Below are 20,424 nucleotides of genomic sequence, written 5' to 3' on the forward strand. Positions count from 1 at the left end.
CAAAAACGACTAAACCATCGTGCTCCAGTTGAATACCGGATCACGATGGCTGCATAGTCTTTTTTAGAGCTGTCTACTTGACGGGTGTAAGTCCAGAATCGCCGTCTTTTCTTTAGTAATCCGAGGTTACGTGCAGCCCTTTTATAATAGAAACACTTGAACTTGCTCCAATCCTCGTCGCCCCAGCTTCAATCAGATTTTGAACATCTGCAGTACCGCGAACTCCGCCAGAGGCTTTAACCCCAATTTCCGGCCCAACAGTTTGCCTCATGAGAGCGATATCCTCCACAGTTGCTCCACCTGTTGAAAATCCAGTAGAGGTTTTCACATAATCTGCACCAGCCTTTACAGAAAGCTCACAGGCACGGATTTTCTCATCCTTCGTTAACAGACTCGTCTCAATAATTACTTTCGTTAATGCTCTGCCCTTTGCCGCTTCGACAACTGCACGGATATCGTCCTCCACTAACCTGTCATTCTTATCCTTTAATGCACCGATATTAATAACCATATCCACTTCATCTGCACCATTGTCAATTGCATTCTTTGTTTCAAATACCTTTGTTTCTGAAGTTGTCGCCCCTAAGGGAAAACCGATAACCGTACAAACCTTCACACTGCTCCCTTGCAAAAGCTCCTTGGAAGTACTAACCCAAGCTGGATTCACACATACGGAAAAGAACTTATTCTCCTTAGCTTCTTGGCACAAGGATTCAATTTGCTCCCTAGTTGCTTCCGGCTTTAGTAAGGTGTGATCAATCATTGCAGCAACATTAGTAGTAGCCATAATATGCTCCCTCACTTTCTTTTTTAAATTACATAAAAAGATTTGCTGCTAACAGTAGTATGCCCAAAATAAAAAGGACCAGTGAAAGGTCCTTTTTCCTTAAATAGCAGCTTCTTCATGATTAAAAACTTCTTCTTTAACAATCGCAGTATCTTCAACAATCCTTACAAATTGGCCTTTATTGTACGGGTAACCAGCTTTTGTAATTTTCACTTTTACAATCTTGCCGACCATATCTTCTGTTGCCGGGAATACTACTTTTAAGTAATTATCTGTATAGCCAACATATTTTCCAGAATTGGTTTCTTCCTTGTATTCCTCTTCAGGAATCACTTCTAATACGTCACCTTCAAACAATGATGCGTATTCTTTTGCCAGCTGATCAGAAAGGGAAATTAAACGGTGAACACGTTCATTTTTCACTTCTTCATCAACCTGATCTTCCATCCGTGCAGCTGGTGTACCTGTACGCTTAGAATACGGGAAGACATGGAGCTCAGAGAATTTATGATTTTTAATGAAATTGTACGTATCCATAAATTCTTCTTCTGATTCTCCAGGGAATCCAACGATGACATCGGAGGTTACTGCTAATCCTGGTAAAACTTCCTTCAGACGTTCTAATCTCTCACCAAAGAATTCCATCGTATATTTGCGGCGCATTCTCTTTAGAACGGAATTTGAACCTGATTGTATTGGTATATGCAAATGACGAACAACGATATTAGATTGTTTGATGACCTCAATCACTTCATCCGTAATCTGACTCGCCTCAATCGATGAAATACGAAGACGTTCAAGCCCTTTTACTTCTGCTTCCAATTCACGGAGCAGCGCGGCAAGATTATAATCTTTCATGTCTTCTCCATAACCGCCTGTATGAATACCAGTTAACACAATTTCCTTGTATCCCGCATCAACAAGTTGCTGTGCTTGACGAATCACTTCTTTTGGATCACGTGATCTCATTAGGCCGCGTGCCCATGGAATGATACAAAAAGTACAGAAATTGTTACAGCCCTCTTGGATTTTTAAAGAAGCACGTGTTCTGTCGGTAAAGGAAGGAACGTCAAGCTCTTCGTAAACACGGTTCTTCATGATGTTGCCAACACCATTTATCGGCTGGCGTTCCGTTTTATATTGTTCAATAAATCCGAGCATTTTTATACGATCTTGCGTTCCCACGACAATGTCAACACCAGGAATGGCCATAATTTCAGCCGGCGATGTTTGCGCATAACATCCCGTTACACAAATAACCGCATCAGGATTTTTTCTAACCGCTCTGCGAATAACCTGTCTGCTTTTTTTATCTCCTGTATTCGTTACCGTACATGTATTGATAATATATACATCGGAAATTGATTCAAAATCAACCCGTTCGTATCCTTCTTCTTTAAACAACTGCCAGATGGCCTCTGTTTCATAATGATTCACCTTACATCCAAGTGTATGAAACGCGACTCTTGCCATTTGTAAACTCACCTCAATAATTCAAAATGATAGGAAATGGCCGCAAGAGAATATAAAGGGGCCGTTTCCGTTCTTAAAATTCTCGGGCCTAACCCGCATAGGCCGAACCCATGATCCTTTAAAAGCTGTACTTCTTCTTGCGCTAACCCGCCTTCTGGGCCAAAAACCAAAAGAAGGGTTTCACCTTTTTTTATTTTTTTGAGGGTAGCTGAAAAAACAGAAGTTTCACCGTCTCTGCTTTCCTCCTCATAGGCAGCTAATTTATAATGAAAGTCCTTACTTTTGGCCAGCATTGCTTTAAAACTCATCGGACTAACGATTTCAGGCACAAAAGCACGATGGGATTGTTCAGCAGCTTCTTTGGCAATCTTTTGCCATCTCTCTATTTTTTTGGCTGCTTTTTTCTCATCCCATTTTACGACTGAACGTGCAGCCGAAAATGGCAGAAACTGATGTGCACCCAGTTCCGTTCCCTTTTGAATAATCCATTCCAGCTTGTCCCCTTTAGGCAAGCCGCTTGCAATTGTAATTGAAATAGGAAGCTCTGAAACCTCATCTTTCCATTGTACAACGTCTGCAACGACACTTGAATCGGTAATTTCTGCAAGCCTGCAAACAGCTTGGTTTCCTTCCGGATCGACACAAATGATTTGATCGCCTATTTGCATGCGCATAACCTTTACGATATGGTGGCGGTCTTCATCATCAATAAAAAAATGATTTTCATTTGCTCGTTGTTTAACAAAGTAGCGTTGCACACGTTTGCACCCTCTCTAAAACATTTTACTCTTTATTTTACAAAAGTTATGGCAATATTGAAAGATAGAAAAATAAAAAGGGGTCCCGCTTAAACCCCTTTTGTCCACCATTATATCCTTTTGGCAATAATCGCAACCCAATCTTCCATCAGCATTGTTTCGGAAATTTCAAAGCCTGCTGCCACAATAGCCTCTTTAACCTGTTCTTTCTTTTGCTGAATAATCCCGGATGCAATGAATGTTCCACCAAGCTTAACACTTCGTGCAACATCCTCCGTAAATCTTAAGATTACTTCCGCTAAAATATTGGCAACAATCACATCGGCTGAATTTTCCTCTACACCATCCAAAAGATTGTTTTGAGAAATGGATACCGTATTACTTACCTTATTTAACTTGATATTCAACTTTGCTGATGTTACAGCCACTTCATCAAGATCATAGGCCCTAACATCCTCGGCACCAAGCATGGCTGCAGCAATACTTAACACTCCAGATCCAGTCCCAACGTCAATTACCCTGTCCCCCGGACGGACTGTTCTTTCAAGTGCTTGAATACACATTACCGTTGTAGGGTGTGTTCCCGTACCAAAAGCCATACCGGGATCTAATTCAATGATTAATTCATCACTGCTGACCGGTTCGTAAATCTCCCAAGTAGGGACAATCGTGAACTTTTCAGAAATTTTGACTGGGTTATAATATTTCTTCCAAGCGGTTGCCCATTCTTCTTCGTGCACTTCACTAATTGTTACATCGTTTTTACCTAAATCAATATCATATATGATTAAATTATTTATCGAATCCTTGATGGCCTCAACGGTTTCTCCCAAAAAACTGTTAACCGGTAAATAGGCTTTGACAATGACGCCTTCATCAGGATAATCGTCTGGATTGAGTTGGTAGATTTCTCCGAATTGATCTTCCCTTTCCTTTGTCAATTCAAATGGATCTTCAATGACTACACCGCTCGCCCCGGCTTCATGCAATATATGTGAAATAGGTTCGATCGCCTCGTTTGTTGTGTGGATACTAATTTCTGACCACTTCATTCTACCAACTCCAATCCTTACTCGCTTTTAAAAGCACGTTTTACCTTTGAGAAGAAACTTTCCTCATGTTCCCCAATGGGAGATGAGCCGCTAAGCTCGGCAAATTCTTTAAGAAGCTGCTTTTGTTTGTCTGAAAGCTTTGTTGGTGTAATAATCCGGACAATAATGTATTGATCCCCTACACCATATCCGCGGACATTCGGGATACCTTTCCCTTTTAAACGGAATTTTTTCCCCGTTTGTGTACCAGCCGGGATTTTTAGCTTAACTTTTCCGTTTAATGCAGGTACCTCGATCTCATCACCTAATGATGCTTGGACAAAGGTGATTGGCATTTCACAATAAATATCATCGCCATCTCGTTCAAAAAACTCATGCTGACGCACCTGGAAAACAACATAAAGATCCCCAGCCGGGCCGCCGTTAAATCCTGCTTCCCCTTGACCAGCCATGCGAAGCTGTTGGCCATCATCAATACCTGCAGGAATTTTAACATGAATTTTCTTGCGCTTTTGCACTTTCCCTTTACCACCGCATGTTGAACACTTTTGTTTAATTTCTTTCCCCGTACCATTACAATGATGGCATGTACGGCGATTAACAATTCTTCCAAATGGAGTATTTTGTTCGACATTTAGCTGCCCTGTTCCATGGCAGTGCTGACACGTCTCTGGTTTTGTTCCTGGCTTCGCACCAGAACCACTGCATGTATTGCACGTTTCTTCACGTGGTATTTCAATATCTGTTTCTTTTCCGAACGCTGCTTCTTCAAATGAAACAGTCATTGTATACTGAAGGTCGGCGCCTTGTCTTGGCGCATTTGGATCACGCCTTCTTGAACCGCCACCGCCGCCGAAGAACGTATTAAAGATATCTTCGAAGCCGCCAAATCCGCCCCCAAAATCAGCTCCTCCGCCAAATCCTTGGTTCGGATCGGTATGGCCGAATTGGTCATAATGAGCCTTTTTTTGATCATCGCTTAACACTTCATAAGCTTCAGCAATTTCCTTAAATTTATCAGCCGCATCTGGCTCTTTATTAATATCTGGATGATATTGTTTGGAAAGTTTACGATATGCTTTTTTTATTTCATCCTTTGAAGCGCTCTTACTCACACCTAGCACTTCATAGTAATCCCGTTTACTCATGATTACCACTCCCGAATCTGTCACATAAAGATTATTTTAACACCAGTAATAGTTCTATTGCAATAAAAAAGCCAAAGCAGTTAAACTGACTTTGGCTTTATCGTTATTTTTCACAGCCTATTATTTATCGTCTTTAACTTCTTCAAATTCCGCATCAACGACATTGTCATCTTTAGCAGTTGTATTGCCTCCATCTTGACCGCCTTGCGCAGCTTGCTGTGCTTGGGCTGCTTGTTCATAAAGCTTAACAGTCAAAGCTTGAACGATTTCCTGTAATGCATCCTTCGCAGTACGGATTTCGTTTAGGTCATTTTTCTCAATAGCTGCTTTTAAAGCATCCTTCGCTTCATTAGCTTTTGCGATCTCAGCTGCATCTACCTTACCTTCAAGGTCTTTTACCGTTTTTTCTGTTGTAAAGACAAGTTGGTCCGCTTCATTGCGAAGCTCCACTTCTTCCTTGCGCTGCTTGTCAGTTTCAGCGTTTTCTTCCGCTTCTCTAACCATTTTTTGAATTTCTTCATCGGAAAGACCTGTTGAAGACTTAATCGTAATTTGTTGTTCTTTATTCGTACCAAGATCTTTTGCACGAACATTTACAATTCCATTTTTATCAATATCAAAAGTAACCTCAATTTGTGGAATTCCACGTGGTGCAGGCGGGATATCTGATAACTGGAAGCGGCCAAGCGTTTTGTTATTTGCTGCCATTGGACGCTCACCTTGAAGCACATGGATATCAACAGCAGTTTGGCTGTCTGCAGCAGTTGAGAACACCTGTGATTTAGATGTTGGAATCGTTGTATTACGGTCAATCAACTTTGTAAATACGCCGCCCATTGTCTCAATTCCAAGTGAAAGAGGTGTAACGTCAAGCAATACAACATCCTTAACATCACCAGTGATAACGCCGCCTTGAATTGCAGCACCCATTGCAACAACCTCATCCGGATTAACGCCGCGGTGCGGCTCTTGACCTGTTGCTTTTTTAATTGCTTCTTGAACGGCAGGAATACGTGTTGAGCCGCCCACAAGAATAACTTTATCAATTTGTGATGGTGATAACCCTGCATCACTTAGTGCTTGACGAGTTGGACCCATTGTCCGTTCTACAAGGTTTGCTGATAGTTCATCAAACTTTGCTCTAGACATCGTAACTTCAAGATGAAGTGGACCCGCAGCTCCTGCAGTGATGAATGGTAATGAAATTTGTGTTGAAGTTACACCCGATAAATCTTTTTTCGCCTTTTCAGCAGCATCCTTTAAGCGCTGTAAAGCCATTTTATCTTGAGAAAGGTCAATGCCATTTTCTTTTTTAAATTGGTCAACCAAATAATCAATAATCACTTGGTCAAAATCATCGCCGCCTAGGCGATTATCACCAGCAGTAGATTTTACTTCAAATACGCCATCACCTAGTTCAAGAATGGAAACGTCAAATGTACCGCCGCCAAGATCGTAAACAAGTATCGTTTGATCTTGATCTGTTTTATCTAACCCGTATGCTAGAGCAGCAGCAGTCGGCTCATTAATGATACGTTCCACTTCAAGACCGGCAATTCTTCCGGCATCCTTTGTTGCTTGACGTTCAGCGTCATTAAAGTAAGCTGGCACTGTAATAACTGCCTTTGTTACAGGCTCGCCAAGATAATCCTCAGCATAAGATTTTAAATATTGAAGGATGATGGCAGAAAGTTCTTGAGGAGTATAATCTTTGCCTTCAATATTCTCTTTATGACTTGTACCCATATGGCGTTTAATCGACATAATCGTATTTGGATTTGTAATTGCTTGGCGCTTTGCCACTTCCCCAACTTGACGTTCCCCATTTTTAAATGCAATAACGGATGGAGTTGTGCGATTTCCTTCTGGGTTTGGAACTACTTTCGGTTCTCCGCCTTCAAGTACGGATACACAAGAGTTTGTAGTACCAAGGTCAATACCAATTATTTTACTCATTGCCTTTTCCTCCTAAAAAATATGTAGACTTATTGATTTACTTTTACCATTGCTGGGCGAATCACGCGGTCCTTTAATAGATAACCCTTTTGAAATTCATCCGTAACAACATTGGAACCGTAATTCTCATCCTCACCCTGCATCACAGCATGATGCTGATGTGGATCAAACTCTTTCCCTACAGATTCAATTTGTTCAACACCTTCTTTTTTCAAGGCATCTATTAGACTGCGGTACACCATATCCATACCTTGCAGTACTGATGTGGCTTGTTCATTGTCTACTTCAATCTGCAATGCTCTTTCAAAATTATCTAAAGCAGGAAGTAGATCGGTAATTAATTTTTGCGCTCTATATTTTTCGCTAGCCTCTAGATCTAATCTAGTGCGTCGGCGGAAATTATCAAAATCTGCTTGAAGTCGTAGATAACGATTATCTGCTTCCACTAATTTATCCTTCAACTGCAGATTTTCCTGCTGCTGTTCATCAATGGAATCAGCATTTGCTTGTTCTGTTGTATCTCCCTCGGCAAAAACAGGCTCAGCCGTTTGTTCATTGGTAAGTTCAACATTTTCAGTACTTTTCATTTCTATTTCTTCTTCACTAATTGTATTGTTTTTTTCTTTCGTCAACTTACTCACCTCCCTTAAAGGATTTGTTTATTTTAAAAGATTCATGTCGTGTTCATGGAAAAAGGAGTGAAACATTAAAGGCATTTCACCCTTACTCAATATTACCAGTGCTAATTATTTTGATACAGTTTCGTTAAGACCTTGGTCAAATCCCCGCTTAAAAATTGGAGTAAGCTAATCACACGTGAGTATTCCATTCTCGTCGGACCAAGGATGGCGATCGTACCAAGTTTTTCAGCACCTACCGAATAGGAAGCTGTAATTAAACTACAATTGTCCATTGCAGTAATATTATTTTCCGTGCCAATTTTAACATGAATCCCTGCTGAATCTTTCCGGATTAAATTATAAATCGAATCTTCTTGGTCAATCATCATCAAGAGTGTACGGATTTTTGATATATCATGAAATTCTGGCTGACTTAACATATTTGTTTTGCCGCCAAAAAAGAGCTTTTCATGGATTGGCATTTTTAAAGAATCTGCAATCGTATGCATCATTAAATCGTAATTATGGATATGCTGTCTTAACAGCATTGCCACTTCCTTATAAATCTTATCGTTTAGATGATCTAAAGGAACACCTGCTAACCGATCGTTCAAAATATTAACCGTTTTTTCTAAGTCACTCGCATCCATAGAAGCCGGTAATGAAAAGGTACGGTTTTCGACATGGCCGGTATCAGTCACAAAAATGGCTACCGCTGTCTCTTTGTTTAACGGAATGATTTGGATTTTTTTCAGCTTATTAATACTAACGGCTGGCCCAAGCACAATCGATGTATAATTAGTCAGCTCCGATAAAATCTTTGCAGATCTTTGAATAATCTTTTCAAACTCATAAATCTTCTCAGCAAATATTGAACGAATAATGGCAATATCTTGCTGGTTTAAATCCTGAGGTGAAAGTAAATGATCCACATAATACCGATAACCTTTTTCGGACGGCACACGCCCTGAGGAGGTATGTGTCTTCTCAATAAACCCCAACTCTTCAAGGTCGGCCATTTCATTACGAATAGTGGCTGAGCTTAAGGAAATTTCCTCTTTTTTCGACAAACTTCTTGAGCCGACTGGTTGGGCAGATCGAATAAAGTCATCAACAATAACTTGAAGAATTACCAATTGACGATCTGTTAACAACATTCATCACCTCTGTTAGCACTCATCATCACCGAGTGCTAATTATACTAATAAATTATCAAAAAAAGGGGGATGCTGTCAATCATTACGTACTAAGAAATGCGAAAGCGCCTTGCCCAGGGGCGACAGGCATAAGACAAGCCGGCGAGAAGGTTGTTCTTTAACCTTCTTGACGGAATGGCTTATGACCCCGAGCCCCTAGGCGCTGCAGCTAGACAACTCCTAAAAAGGATTGAAAAACTTCATTTCCTAAAAAGCGGCCATTTTTAGTTAAATATATATGATCTTTCCCCACTTCTATCCATTGTTTAGTCATTAATTCCCTTAGCTCTTTTTCAAATAGCTTTAGCGGATCAATATTAAATTTCTCATTGAAATGAGAGATTGAAACCCCCTCTGTTTTCCGTAATCCAAGGAACATTTCTTCCTCCATTTGTTCCGCTTTCGTTACGTGATGGTCTTCAAATACTGGCAGGTAGCCGCTGGCTATCTGATCGATATATTTTTTCAATGGGCCTGAATTTGATCTTCTGTTTCCATTCACATAGCTATGTGCGCCCGCTCCAAACCCATAATAATGTTCATTATTCCAATAAGTCAGGTTGTGCCGGCTCTCATAACCCGGCCTAGAAAAATTGCTTATTTCATATTGATTGAATCCGTGCTTTTCCATTTCTTCCATCAAAACTTCATACATACTCGCTTCAATATCTTCTCCAGGAGTAGGAAGCTTGCCTTTTTTCAATAAGTTATAAAAAACAGTTTTTGGTTCAATGATTAACGAATAAGCAGAATAATGAGTAATATCAAGTGAAAAAGCATCTGTTAATGTCTCCTTAAGATCCTGAATCGTTTGTGTTGGCAAACTAAAAATAAGATCAATACTGATATTTTCAAATCCTACTGTTTTGGTGTTTTCAATGGTTTGATATACATCTTTTGCCTTATGAACACGCCCGATTTTTTTTAGCAATTCCTCATTAAACGTTTGTACCCCGAGACTAATTCTGTTAACGCCCGCATCCTTTAATATTTGTAATTTCCCTTTTGTTAAATCACCGGGATTTGCTTCAAAGGTAAATTCCAGTTTATCAGCTTTAGGTAAATTTCGATTAATACTATCACAAAACCAATAAAGCTGTTGTTCATTTAATGAGGTCGGCGTGCCGCCACCGACAAAAATAGTATCCAGCCGGTCCGTTGGATACTCGGTAAGGGTCATCTTCATTTCATTGTCCAACGCTCGTAAATAATCATCAACCGGCTGCCCCTTTAGAAACACTTTATTAAAATCACAATAATGGCATATATGCTCACAAAAAGGGATATGCAGATAAGCTGCTTTAATCATCGTTTTCACTTCCTAAAAAAAGAGGCAGGAACCACCTATGATCAGGCAGCCCCAAACCTCCGCTAATTTTTATTTTAATATCCGAAATTTATATCAAGGTCTTTGAGAATTGTCCAGCTCCAGCACCCTAGCGGCTAGTGTCCTTCGCTCTCCGCCCTACGATAAGTCAACATCGAATCGCCTCCGGCTCTTCGTGTTTCCTTTATCTCAGTTGGAGCGCTCCAGGCCATTACGCCGCTGACCAGGGCGCTTACGCTTTTATTTCTTTGAATTACTATCATCCATTTTTAATACTGCCATAAACGCTTCTTGCGGTACTTCGACGGAACCGACTTGTTTCATCCGCTTTTTACCTTCTTTTTGCTTTTCTAACAATTTACGTTTACGGGAGATATCTCCGCCATAACATTTCGCTAATACGTTTTTCCGCATCGCTTTAATCGTGGAACGCGCGACAATCTTTTGCCCGATTGCCGCCTGGATAGGTACCTCAAACTGCTGTCTAGGAATAAGCTCCTTCAGCTTCTCCACAATGACTTTTCCGCGATCATAGGCAAAGTCCTTATGGACAATAAAACTTAAGGCATCGACTTTCTCAGTGTTTAATAATATATCCATTTTAACCAGGCTTGATGGTTTATAGCCAATCAGCTCATAATCGAAGGATGCGTAGCCCCTTGTGCTTGATTTTAACTGATCAAAGAAATCATACACAATTTCAGCCAATGGAATTTCATAAATAATGCTTACGCGGTTTTCACCTTGGTATTGCATATCAATGAATATTCCCCTCTTGAACTGACAAAGCTCCATAATTGCACCGACATAATCATTCGGTGCCATCATCGTCGCTTTTACGTATGGTTCTTCGACATGGTCAATCTTTTGTGGGTCAGGCAGGTTAGACGGGTTGTCCACTTTTATTTCTGTGCCGTCTGTCATATGAACATGATAGATTACACTTGGTGCTGTCGTGATCAAATCAATCTTGAATTCCCGCTCTATCCGTTCCTGAATAATTTCCATGTGGAGCAGGCCTAAGAATCCACAGCGAAAACCAAAGCCAAGTGCCTGGGAAGTTTCAGGTTCAAATTGTAATGCTGAATCGTTCAATTGAAGCTTTTCAAGGGCTTCACGAAGGTCATTGAATCTAGCTGTATCAATTGGATAAAGTCCGCAATAAACCATTGGATTAAGCTTTCGATACCCGGGAAGCGGCTCCGTACTCCCATTTTTTGCATTTGTAATCGTATCACCGACACGCGTATCACCCACGTTTTTTATCGATGCTGTCAAGAAGCCGACGTCGCCGACGGTTAATTCGTCAAGCATTGTTGCTTTAGGTGAAAATACGCCTACCTCGTTGACCTCAAATTCTTTTCCTGTTGCCATCATTTTGATTTTGTCGCCGACTTTAACAGATCCGTCAACAACGCGAATATAGGCAACAACGCCTCGATAGGCATCATACAAGGAGTCAAAAATAAGCGCTTTTAATGGTGCGTCCGGATCGCCTGTTGGTGCCGGCACTGTCTTTACGACTTGTTCAAGGATATCTTCAATACCAATTCCTGCTTTTGCAGATGCTAACACTGCTTCTGAGGCATCTAGGCCAATGACCTCTTCTATTTCATTACGAACCCTTTCAGGTTCAGCACTTGGCAGGTCAATTTTATTAATAACCGGTAAAATTTCAAGGTCATTATCTAGTGCAAGGTATACGTTTGCTAGTGTCTGTGCTTCAATTCCCTGCGCAGCGTCTACAACCAAAATGGCCCCTTCGCAGGCAGCAAGGCTTCTTGATACCTCATACGTAAAATCGACATGTCCCGGTGTATCGATTAAATGGAAAATATAGTCTTCTCCATCTTTTGCTTTATATTTTAACTGGACGGCATTTAACTTGATGGTAATTCCGCGTTCTCTTTCAAGATCCATTGAATCTAACAGCTGATCTTTCATTTCACGGGATGTTAATGCATTCGTTTTTTCTAAAATACGGTCAGCCAATGTTGATTTCCCATGATCGATATGGGCAATAATCGAAAAATTTCTTATTTTTGCTTGGCGTTTCAGTCTGTCTTCTCTATTCATGGTAGTTCACTCCTACTATTCTCGCACATGTACACTATTGTTGATTATATCAGCAGGAAAATCAAGATTCAATAAATTTTACTAAGCATTAAACAAGCGGTACCACTCTGGTACCGCTTTTCATTTTAGTCTGTGATCGCCTTAATCAATTTTTCAGAGGCCCCGGAAATTCCTTCAGACATTTTCTTCCCCATCGAGGAGAAGAAATTAAACGCACTTATTTCCTCGAGCATTTTTCTTTTCGCCTCAATATCATGACTGGAAATATCATTGCCAAGGAAGGATGCGCTTATATTATTGTTCGTTTCATGGATATGGACAGCATTTTGAAAATTTGGATCTTCATAGCCCTTCAATTTATGAATCCCGTTACCCGCCAGCTGCATGCCCGTTAAAACAGAAATTAACATAAGTACCGCAATAAATAGGCTTTTCACCATAAACATCTTCATAAAAGTGCTCCCTTACTGCTATTGTTTATCTGTTGACTGATCCACATCCTGATTCACTTTTTCTGCCTGCCAGTAATATTCGCTAAACACATCGGCAAGGGCGTCCGCCGAGCGGTTTAATTCCTCAAATGTGTTATCAACACCGCCAAATTCGATTAGAATGGCATTTTCCGAAAGGTTTTGGTTATAGATGCTATTTGAATTTGCGTAATTTTTCACCATAACTCCCCTGCTCAAGCCCTTATATTTTTTTTCTAAAAGTTCATGGAGTTCGGTAGCAAATTTAGCATTCTTTTCATGATTAGGATTTTTCCCACCAATAATAAAATCAAGCCTTGCATAGGATTTTCCGTTAATATCAACCGTTGTTTTATCTTTCCTTAAAGCATCCCTATGAATATCAATAAAGTATTGTAAATCTCGGTTTGAAGTCATTGCTTCTTGAACTAGCAGCCCGGATTCTTGGTATGACTTTGGATACTTTAACCCTTTTTTATTTAAGTTCCCCTGAACATCGGTTTTATCAATAAAAGTTCCGATTCCTCTATCTTCTAAGCTCGTTTTAAGTTGATCGCCAATCTTGGTGACGTTAATTTGAGAATGATAGGCCAAATCCGGATTCGTTACACCTTTCAAATATGGTAAATAGGATTCTCGATTATGGGTGAAATAAACATAGACAACCTTACGATCACCTGTTGTTTGTCCCGGAGTTGGGGATGGATTATCTCCAGACGGTTTATCTAATCCCTCTAAATTCTGCAGTGCTGCCTCACGCTCTGCCTTCATGATATCTATCGGCGGCGAAGACTCAATTGGCATATTCGTATAATTCGTACCCTCACCGGCTACAAGAATTTTGCCATCGAATTGAAAGAAACCGGGTAACTCTCTGCCAAGAAGACTCCGTGGATCATCTAAATTTATATTGCTTGATAGTTTAAAAACCAAGCTGGTTAACTTGGGAGCCGTCGCCCAATTATGCTCGGCCTTTAAAAAATGATGATTCTCCCAGCCCATTAATTGATACAGCAATTCTCCATTTACATTCATAGCAGCTTGGTTCACGGAGGATGACATAATTCGATATTGTGGCTTCAACGAGGTTAAGAGCCCGCTAATAGAAAAGACTAAGATCATAAATAATGATAGAGCCGCAGTAATTTTCAGTAAACTAGTCCCTTGAACGCTCAAAAAGGTACCCGATTTTCTAGTATTTTTCATGGTTCCACCTCGCATTAACGATTCTAGTAAATCTTATGACAATACTAGAATTGATAGAACCAATTATTTGGTGAAACAAAGAGGAGCCTTTGCGTAGAGCAGGCCCCTTTCATAAATTTATCTTGTATAGTATCCGGCATTCTCTTGGTCAACGGCACTGTGGAGCGAGGCATTTAACCCATTCGCAATCAGGTTTGCCATATCTTCAATAAAGACATCCACTTCCTTTGGCGTAACCATTAAATTATGACCAATCGGTGATAACACCTCATAAATTAACTTTCTTTTTTCATCATCAGGCAAGGTACCAATCATGCCAAGAAATGTCTTCCGGTGCTTTTCTTCAGGAAGATCCTCTTCCGTTAATTTTCTTTTTTCACCAAAGGTCATACCTGCCGGTGCGAGTGCTCTTGAAGGGCGATTTCCCTCCCTCAATTCCTTTCCAAAATGTTTAAGAATGAAATCAATCGTATCACTTGTAATTGAAACAGCGTCTACAACCGTTGGGACTCCAATCGCAATAACAGGGATGCCCAATGTTTCCTTACTAAGCTCCTTCCTTTTATTGCCTACACCTGAACCAGGGTGGATACCTGTATCGGAAATTTGAATAGTAGAATTGACCCTCTCAATTGATCTTGATGCCAATGCATCGATAGCGATGACAAAATCAGGTTTTGTTTTTTCGACAACTCCGAAAATAATATCGCTTGTCTCAATCCCTGTCAGACCCATTACCCCCGGTGACAAAGCACTAACGGGACGATAGCCATCTTCAACATTTTCAGGCTGAAGCTGGAAGAGATGGCGGGTAATCAAAAGATTTTCACAAACCATTGGACCTAATGCATCTGGGGTAACATTCCAATTTCCCAGCCCGACAACAAGACATGAATCTGTTTTCTTAATGCCTGAGCCTTCTAAAAAATAGGCAAATTCCCTAGCAAAAATCTCTTCAACCTTTTGCTGCACCTCGGTGTTTTGCTGTCTGATCCCTTGAACCTCCATCGTTAAATAGCGGCCAGCCTTTTTACCAAGCTGTTCTTCACCTTGTTTGGTTACTTCAACCAACGAAATTTTTATATCATCAACATCTTTTTCCTTAATAATGACACCTTCAATTTGCGAAAGGTTTTCCTCTTGTCCGACAGACCTCCCGGCAAGCACCATTTCTCTTGCTTCAATGGCCAAATCTGTTCGAACCGAGTACTGACTTAAGTCAATCGACTCATCCATTACATTCACTCCCATCATGAAGTCTCTTAGTAATTAGAAACTATTTCCTATTTTTGCCCTTTTCATTCCAAAACATGCAGGTTAATATTCTTATCCTTTTTATTTGTGTATTGCAAAATAGGCGCTCGTTTGATAAAATACTTCTTGTTCTGAATTATTATGGATGAATGTAAAGTCGAGTTCATATAGTCTCGATTCTTTGTAGGAGGTGAAAGTAATGCCTAACATTAAATCTGCTATTAAACGTGTTAAAACAACTGAAGCGAAAAATGCTCAAAATACAACTGCTAAATCTGCAATGCGTACAGCTGTTAAGAAAGTAGAAGCTGCTGTTACAGTTAATGACGCTGCTGCTGCAAAAGAAGCATTAGTTACTGCTGCTAGTAAATTAGACAAGGCTGCTGCAAAAGGTCTTATCCACAAAAATGCGGCTGCTCGTAAAAAATCACGTCTAATGAAGAAATCAAACGCTCTATAAGAAAAGCTAAAGCGCCTTGCCCAGGGGCGACAGGCATAAGACGAGCCGGCGAGAAGGTTGCTCTTTAACCTTCTTGACGGATTGGCTTATGACCCCGAGCCCCTAGGGGCTGCAGCTAGACAATAGAAGCGTTAAAAAAAACGATTCCGTTATAGGAATCGTTTTTTTATTTTTTCAACCGGAACAAAAACATCTCAATTAATAATGATTTATTCATTCCGCCGGTTTTCATTTGATAGTCTGCATCAGCAAGGAGACCCATTAGGTTGGATAATTCTTCATCGGTAAATTTATTGGCCTGCCCAAGGGCAAGTTTGACCCGAAACGGGTGTGTTTTTAAGTACCCTGCAATTTGCTGTTGTCCATATCCCCTTCTCGATAGCTCTTTTACCTGATAAATTAAGCGGAATTGTCCTGAAATCAATGCCAAAATTTTAATGGGTTCCTCGTTTTGCTTTAATAAATCATAATAAATTCGCAACGCCACATCGAGTTTGCGCTGGACCACTTTTTCAATCAGAGTAAAAATATTTTGTTCAAGCGACCTGGCTACCAGCATTTCAACTAAGTGAACATCAATACGCCTTTGCTCAGCAGCATATAATGCCAATTTATCCACTTCACTGGCAATCATGAACAAATTTGTGCCCACAAGTGCCAACAATTGGTCAATCGCATTTGCTTCGAATTCAATCCCACTGCTTTTTGCCCGTTCTCTTATCCAATTCTTTAATTCGTGTTCATTTAATTTTTTAGCCTCAACTAATTCTGCATTTCTTTTTAATTCTTTTGTTATCTTTTTCCGTTCGTCTAATTTTTCATACGGAGCTGAAATAACCATCACCGTATACGGTGCCGGCTCTTTCAAATAGGCTTCAAATTTTGCTAAATTGTGGTCAACCTTCTCTTTTGATCTTTCTGCAGTTAAAAAAGCAGGATTATGTAAAAAAACAACTTTTTTCTCCCCTAAAAAAGGAAAAGTTTCAGCATCTTCTAATGCCACATCAATCGGTGTTTCTTCTAAATCATACGCAGAAAAATTAAAATCCTTATCTTCTTCGTCTAAAATATGGTTAAGAAGTAATTGTTTCGTTTCATTTATTAAAAATGCCTCTGTTCCATATAATAAATAAATAGGAGCAATTTCCTTTTGTTTAATTTTCCGCCAAATATCTACAACCATTTTGTCCAGCGCTCCCCTTCATTTCCTCACATCTTATCGTAATGAAGCTTGGACAATTTGACAAGTATTTAATGAGAATTGGCACCTATCTCCACTAAGTGCCAATTCTCGATCTATAATGAACGCCTGCAAATGATTGCCCTAGGAGCTTTTATTGCCTGGCGGAGTTCCTTTTGTAATCATAGTGTAGCCTTAGCCGAATCATACTATTTTGACAACTCTTGTCAGTATAGAAAGCAATTCGAGGAAGGCTGGATTTTTTTAAATAAATGGCTTATACTATATGTTGAAATAGGAGGGGTGGACTGTGAACGAATTTGAAAAAAATCCGCAATATACACGTAACGATGCGATCGATTCCGGAGTTGGATTTGGAGTTTCCTTTGGCTTTTTCGCTTTAATGTTTATTATCGCAACAGTCGTTAAGCTTATCGGTTCATAATGAATGGCTACATATTTGTAAACTAAGAGCTGCGATAAGTGCAGTTCTTTTTTTACTTAAGAATACCTTATCTTATGGCAAATAGGTTGAAAAGGTTCCATTTCCATGAGAAAAACGATAGGTTATTGCCCCCTGTAAATCAGTTCGATAAATGATGGTCTTTGTGTCATTTAACCGATTAAGAACTTCTTGATGCGGATGACCAAAACGATTTTTTTCTCCCGCCGAAATTAATGCTACTTGAGGTTTTATTTGTTGAATAAAATCCTCAGCACTTGATGTTTTGCTGCCATGATGACCTGCCTTTAAAACGTCAACCTTCAAATTGGGGAATTCTTTTATTATTTTCGCCTCCCCATCCTGATCAAGATCCCCGCCAAAAAACCAATTAACTCCCCCTATATGGGCAATAAAAGCAATCGAACCGCTGTTTCGTTCACCGGAAAAATTCTCTTCAGGGGAGAGGACGAAAAATTCACTTTCATTCCTTTTCCAGTGATCCCCCGCAGACACATGTACGACGGGAATTCCTTGTTTCTTTGCCATTTGAATGATAGTTCGTTCTGTTTCCGATGGTTCTGTAACGGAAGGCAGTAGAATTTGTTTCACCTCAAGTTCAGTTAAAATCGATATAGCCCCGCCAATATGATCCATATCCCCATGTGTAAGAATGAGCTTATCAATCCGGGTGATCCCTTTTCCCTTTAAGTATGGAACAACCACATCCCGCCCCACCTCAAACGGTTTTGTGCGCTGACTCCACTTTTCTTCACCAAATCCAATCGTTCCTCCCGTATCGATGAGATAGTTACCTTTTCCGTGTGGAAGGTGGATCAATATACTATCCCCTTGGCCAACATCAATCATTGTTACATCACCGTAAGGATTCAACCAATTCCAACAAGATTGAAATGTAAGCAGCATGACAGCCAATCCAACCAGGTGAAGTCTTTTTTTCGAGTAAGCCCCAGCCTCCCAAATGAGAAATAGAGCAACAATGAGAAGCAGGTAGATGATCAGCATAATCATGTTTGGTTTTCCGGGAATAAAACGGCCAAAAGAAAAATTAGCTAGGAAATCGATCAGCTGATTGGAAAGATTAATGATTTTTAATAATAGGTCAATTAGTATTTGAGGGGTTTTACCGAACAGAAGCTGAATGAAAAACAATATATATAATCCTGGGAGATAGACAAACGAAAAAAGCGGAATATATAACAAATTAGCAAGAATACCGACCATTGATACTTCGAAGAAATGATACAGCAATAATGGCAAGGCTGCCAGCTGTGCTGCCGTGGATGTAACCAACATCCGGGTCCCATTTTCCTGATATTTTTTTAGGATATGCGGTGCAGATAGAATAATCGCAAAGCTGACTGAAAAAGAAAGCTGAAAGCCAATATCAAAAATGACCAATGGCGTGAATAATAAAAAAAGGATGAACCCCAAGCTAATGGCATCAATCGGTAAAAGCTTAATACGGCTTTTCCACTTAACCGTAAGTAAGACAAGGAAAATCATTAGTGCTGCCCGGATAACGGATGGTGAACCGCCTGTTAGAATGACATAAACTGGAAGCATGATCAGCAGAAAATTTGTCATAAACTGCCTCGTAAGCCCGCAGCGAATTCCGATATAAAAAACCATTCCAATTAACAAGGAAACATGCAGACCGGAAATGGCTAATAAATGGACGATCCCTGTCTTTTGATAATCTCCAAGTAATTCGGGATCAAGCATATTTCTGTCACCAAAAATTAAGGCAGCTGAAAGTGAGGCCATTTCAGGCGGGAAATTTTTTTCAAGGAAGCGAATACCAGTGAAACGAAGTTGTTTAATAGCCACTAGTGGGGAGGGGTTCAATGTGTAACAGTGTTGAAGCGGGTTTTCCTGAATTTCAACAATCCAATAAATTTCCTTCGTGGCCAGATACCTGCGATAATCAAAGCTATTTGGGTTTTTGGCAATAGATGGTTTTTTCATGGTGCCTGACACCTTGCATAAACAAGAATAAAAACTTTTATTATGCAGTGCCGTTTTTTCCTCTAATGATTTAAGCTTGTACCGGATGAGGAGTTTTTCTTTGAATTGTTTATCGACTGCTTGCACCTGTAATAAGTCACCGTCAATTTTGGGATCTTGGCTATATTCGAGAATAAAGTTTGCGTGTGCCTCGGGGATGGCTGATTTATTGTTTGTTTCAGATCGTTCACCTGCAAGAAAAAAGACAGCAAATATAACTAAAACAACAAAAAGCTCGGGCTTCCGGAAGCGTTTATATTTAGTTAAAACAGTTAGATAAATAGAAGTTACTAATAGAAAAGGAAGAAGCGATACAAAGGAACATAGTGCGCCCAATAATGCGGCAACAGCAAAATAAAGATATTTTCCATTCATTATTTATTCTCCATTGTGTAGTATTAGTTTATTAGGGGCTATTCGAATTTGAGGCGAACGCCGGATTAAACACCGGCGTTCTTTGGAGGAATATTTATTGGTTAATTTTGCGAAAATCAATAACTGATTCCGTCAATTCAACCTTTTCAACTTTTACATTTGCCTGCTCAAAAAGTTCGATTGCATATGGATGATTTTTATAATCCTCCGCGTAATAGACTGTTTTTATGCCTGCCTGAATAATCGCTTTACAGCATTGAAGACAAGGAAAATGAGTGACATAGATTTCAGACTCGGATGTTGGTACGCCAAATTTTGCACATTGCAGCAGTGCATTCATTTCGGCGTGGATCGTCCTTACACAATGATGATCAATCACATAACATCCCTTATCAATACAATGGTCGCCACCGGCAATCGAGCCGTTGTAACCTCCGGCAATGATACGCTTATCTCTAACAATGGTCGCCCCCACTGTCAAACGTGTACAGGTGCTTCTTAGTGCGAGCAAATGGCTTTGTGCCATAAAATATTGATCCCAGGAAATACGTTCCATTTAATCCCACTCCCTTTTAACATACTTTTTCTTTTAAGTTTACTGGTGTTTGTCCTTTTC

At 40.0% G+C, this 20,424-nt stretch carries 17 protein-coding genes and 1 pseudogene; 2 read left to right on the forward strand and 16 right to left on the reverse strand.

What is annotated here, in order from left to right; all coding sequences use genetic code 11:
• Positions 1-112: 112 nt before the first annotated feature.
• The 13 genes from deoC to gpr form a co-directional block, all read right to left on the reverse strand.
• Positions 113-787: a deoxyribose-phosphate aldolase gene (gene deoC, locus ACIQXV_RS12600; protein ID WP_402959275.1), complete on the reverse strand. Its 675-nt coding sequence runs from the start codon at positions 785-787 to the stop codon at positions 113-115.
• A 99-nt stretch (positions 788-886) separates the two neighbouring features.
• Entirely contained in the window at positions 887-2,260 is a 1,374-nt protein-coding gene (mtaB, locus tag ACIQXV_RS12605; protein WP_402959277.1) for a tRNA (N(6)-L-threonylcarbamoyladenosine(37)-C(2))-methylthiotransferase MtaB, read from the reverse strand.
• An 8-nt stretch (positions 2,261-2,268) separates the two neighbouring features.
• Positions 2,269-3,018, reverse strand: coding sequence for a 16S rRNA (uracil(1498)-N(3))-methyltransferase (locus ACIQXV_RS12610; RefSeq protein WP_402959279.1), 750 nt, complete (start codon positions 3,016-3,018; stop codon positions 2,269-2,271).
• A gap of 110 nt (positions 3,019-3,128) precedes the next feature.
• Complete coding sequence (gene prmA / locus ACIQXV_RS12615) at positions 3,129-4,070, reverse strand: 50S ribosomal protein L11 methyltransferase (protein WP_402959281.1); 942 nt, start codon at positions 4,068-4,070, stop codon at positions 3,129-3,131.
• Between the two features lie 17 nt (positions 4,071-4,087).
• Positions 4,088-5,218 carry a molecular chaperone DnaJ gene (gene dnaJ / locus ACIQXV_RS12620; RefSeq protein WP_402959282.1) on the reverse strand — a complete coding sequence of 377 codons (1,131 nt, stop codon included), beginning with the start codon at positions 5,216-5,218 and terminating at the stop codon, positions 4,088-4,090.
• Between the two features lie 120 nt (positions 5,219-5,338).
• Positions 5,339-7,174 carry a molecular chaperone DnaK gene (gene dnaK, locus ACIQXV_RS12625; protein WP_402959284.1) on the reverse strand — a complete coding sequence of 612 codons (1,836 nt, stop codon included), beginning with the start codon at positions 7,172-7,174 and terminating at the stop codon, positions 5,339-5,341.
• A gap of 29 nt (positions 7,175-7,203) precedes the next feature.
• Complete coding sequence (grpE, locus tag ACIQXV_RS12630; protein WP_402959286.1) at positions 7,204-7,806, reverse strand: nucleotide exchange factor GrpE; 603 nt, start codon at positions 7,804-7,806, stop codon at positions 7,204-7,206.
• Positions 7,807-7,916: 110 nt separating this feature from the next.
• Entirely contained in the window at positions 7,917-8,948 is a 1,032-nt protein-coding gene (hrcA, locus tag ACIQXV_RS12635; protein WP_402959733.1) for a heat-inducible transcriptional repressor HrcA, read from the reverse strand.
• A gap of 211 nt (positions 8,949-9,159) precedes the next feature.
• On the reverse strand, positions 9,160-10,299 hold the full coding sequence (hemW, locus tag ACIQXV_RS12640; protein ID WP_402959287.1) for a radical SAM family heme chaperone HemW: 1,140 nt from the start codon (positions 10,297-10,299) through the stop codon (positions 9,160-9,162).
• A gap of 258 nt (positions 10,300-10,557) precedes the next feature.
• A complete protein-coding gene (gene lepA / locus ACIQXV_RS12645) occupies positions 10,558-12,393 on the reverse strand; it encodes a translation elongation factor 4 (protein WP_402959289.1) in 1,836 nt (611 codons plus the stop codon).
• Positions 12,394-12,518: 125 nt separating this feature from the next.
• Entirely contained in the window at positions 12,519-12,845 is a 327-nt protein-coding gene (locus tag ACIQXV_RS12650; RefSeq protein WP_402959291.1) for a DUF3679 domain-containing protein, read from the reverse strand.
• Between the two features lie 18 nt (positions 12,846-12,863).
• On the reverse strand, positions 12,864-14,069 hold the full coding sequence (gene spoIIP, locus ACIQXV_RS12655; protein WP_402959293.1) for a stage II sporulation protein P: 1,206 nt from the start codon (positions 14,067-14,069) through the stop codon (positions 12,864-12,866).
• A 117-nt stretch (positions 14,070-14,186) separates the two neighbouring features.
• Complete coding sequence (gpr, locus tag ACIQXV_RS12660; RefSeq protein WP_402959295.1) at positions 14,187-15,305, reverse strand: GPR endopeptidase; 1,119 nt, start codon at positions 15,303-15,305, stop codon at positions 14,187-14,189.
• A gap of 217 nt (positions 15,306-15,522) precedes the next feature.
• On the opposite strand from gpr, the gene rpsT reads away from it, so the two are divergent.
• Positions 15,523-15,783: a 30S ribosomal protein S20 gene (rpsT, locus tag ACIQXV_RS12665; protein ID WP_402959297.1), complete on the forward strand. Its 261-nt coding sequence runs from the start codon at positions 15,523-15,525 to the stop codon at positions 15,781-15,783.
• 166 nt (positions 15,784-15,949) lie between these two features.
• Here the strand turns inward: rpsT and holA are convergent, their stop codons facing one another.
• Entirely contained in the window at positions 15,950-16,966 is a 1,017-nt protein-coding gene (gene holA, locus ACIQXV_RS12670; RefSeq protein WP_402959299.1) for a DNA polymerase III subunit delta, read from the reverse strand.
• A gap of 307 nt (positions 16,967-17,273) precedes the next feature.
• Between holA and ACIQXV_RS12675 the strand changes: the two genes are divergently transcribed.
• Positions 17,274-17,408, forward strand: coding sequence for a YqzM family protein (locus tag ACIQXV_RS12675; protein ID WP_402959301.1), 135 nt, complete (start codon positions 17,274-17,276; stop codon positions 17,406-17,408).
• 72 nt (positions 17,409-17,480) lie between these two features.
• Here the strand turns inward: ACIQXV_RS12675 and ACIQXV_RS12680 are convergent, their stop codons facing one another.
• On the reverse strand, positions 17,481-19,808 hold the full coding sequence (locus ACIQXV_RS12680; protein WP_402959303.1) for a DNA internalization-related competence protein ComEC/Rec2: 2,328 nt from the start codon (positions 19,806-19,808) through the stop codon (positions 17,481-17,483).
• Between the two features lie 109 nt (positions 19,809-19,917).
• A pseudogene (locus tag ACIQXV_RS12685) lies at positions 19,918-20,364 on the reverse strand (ComE operon protein 2); the annotation flags it as partial.
• Positions 20,365-20,424: the final 60 nt, after the last annotated feature.

The sequence above is a fragment of the Neobacillus sp. NPDC097160 genome (genome assembly GCF_044762155.1).
In the GTDB taxonomy this organism is placed as follows: Bacteria; Bacillota; Bacilli; order Bacillales; family Cytobacillaceae; genus Neobacillus.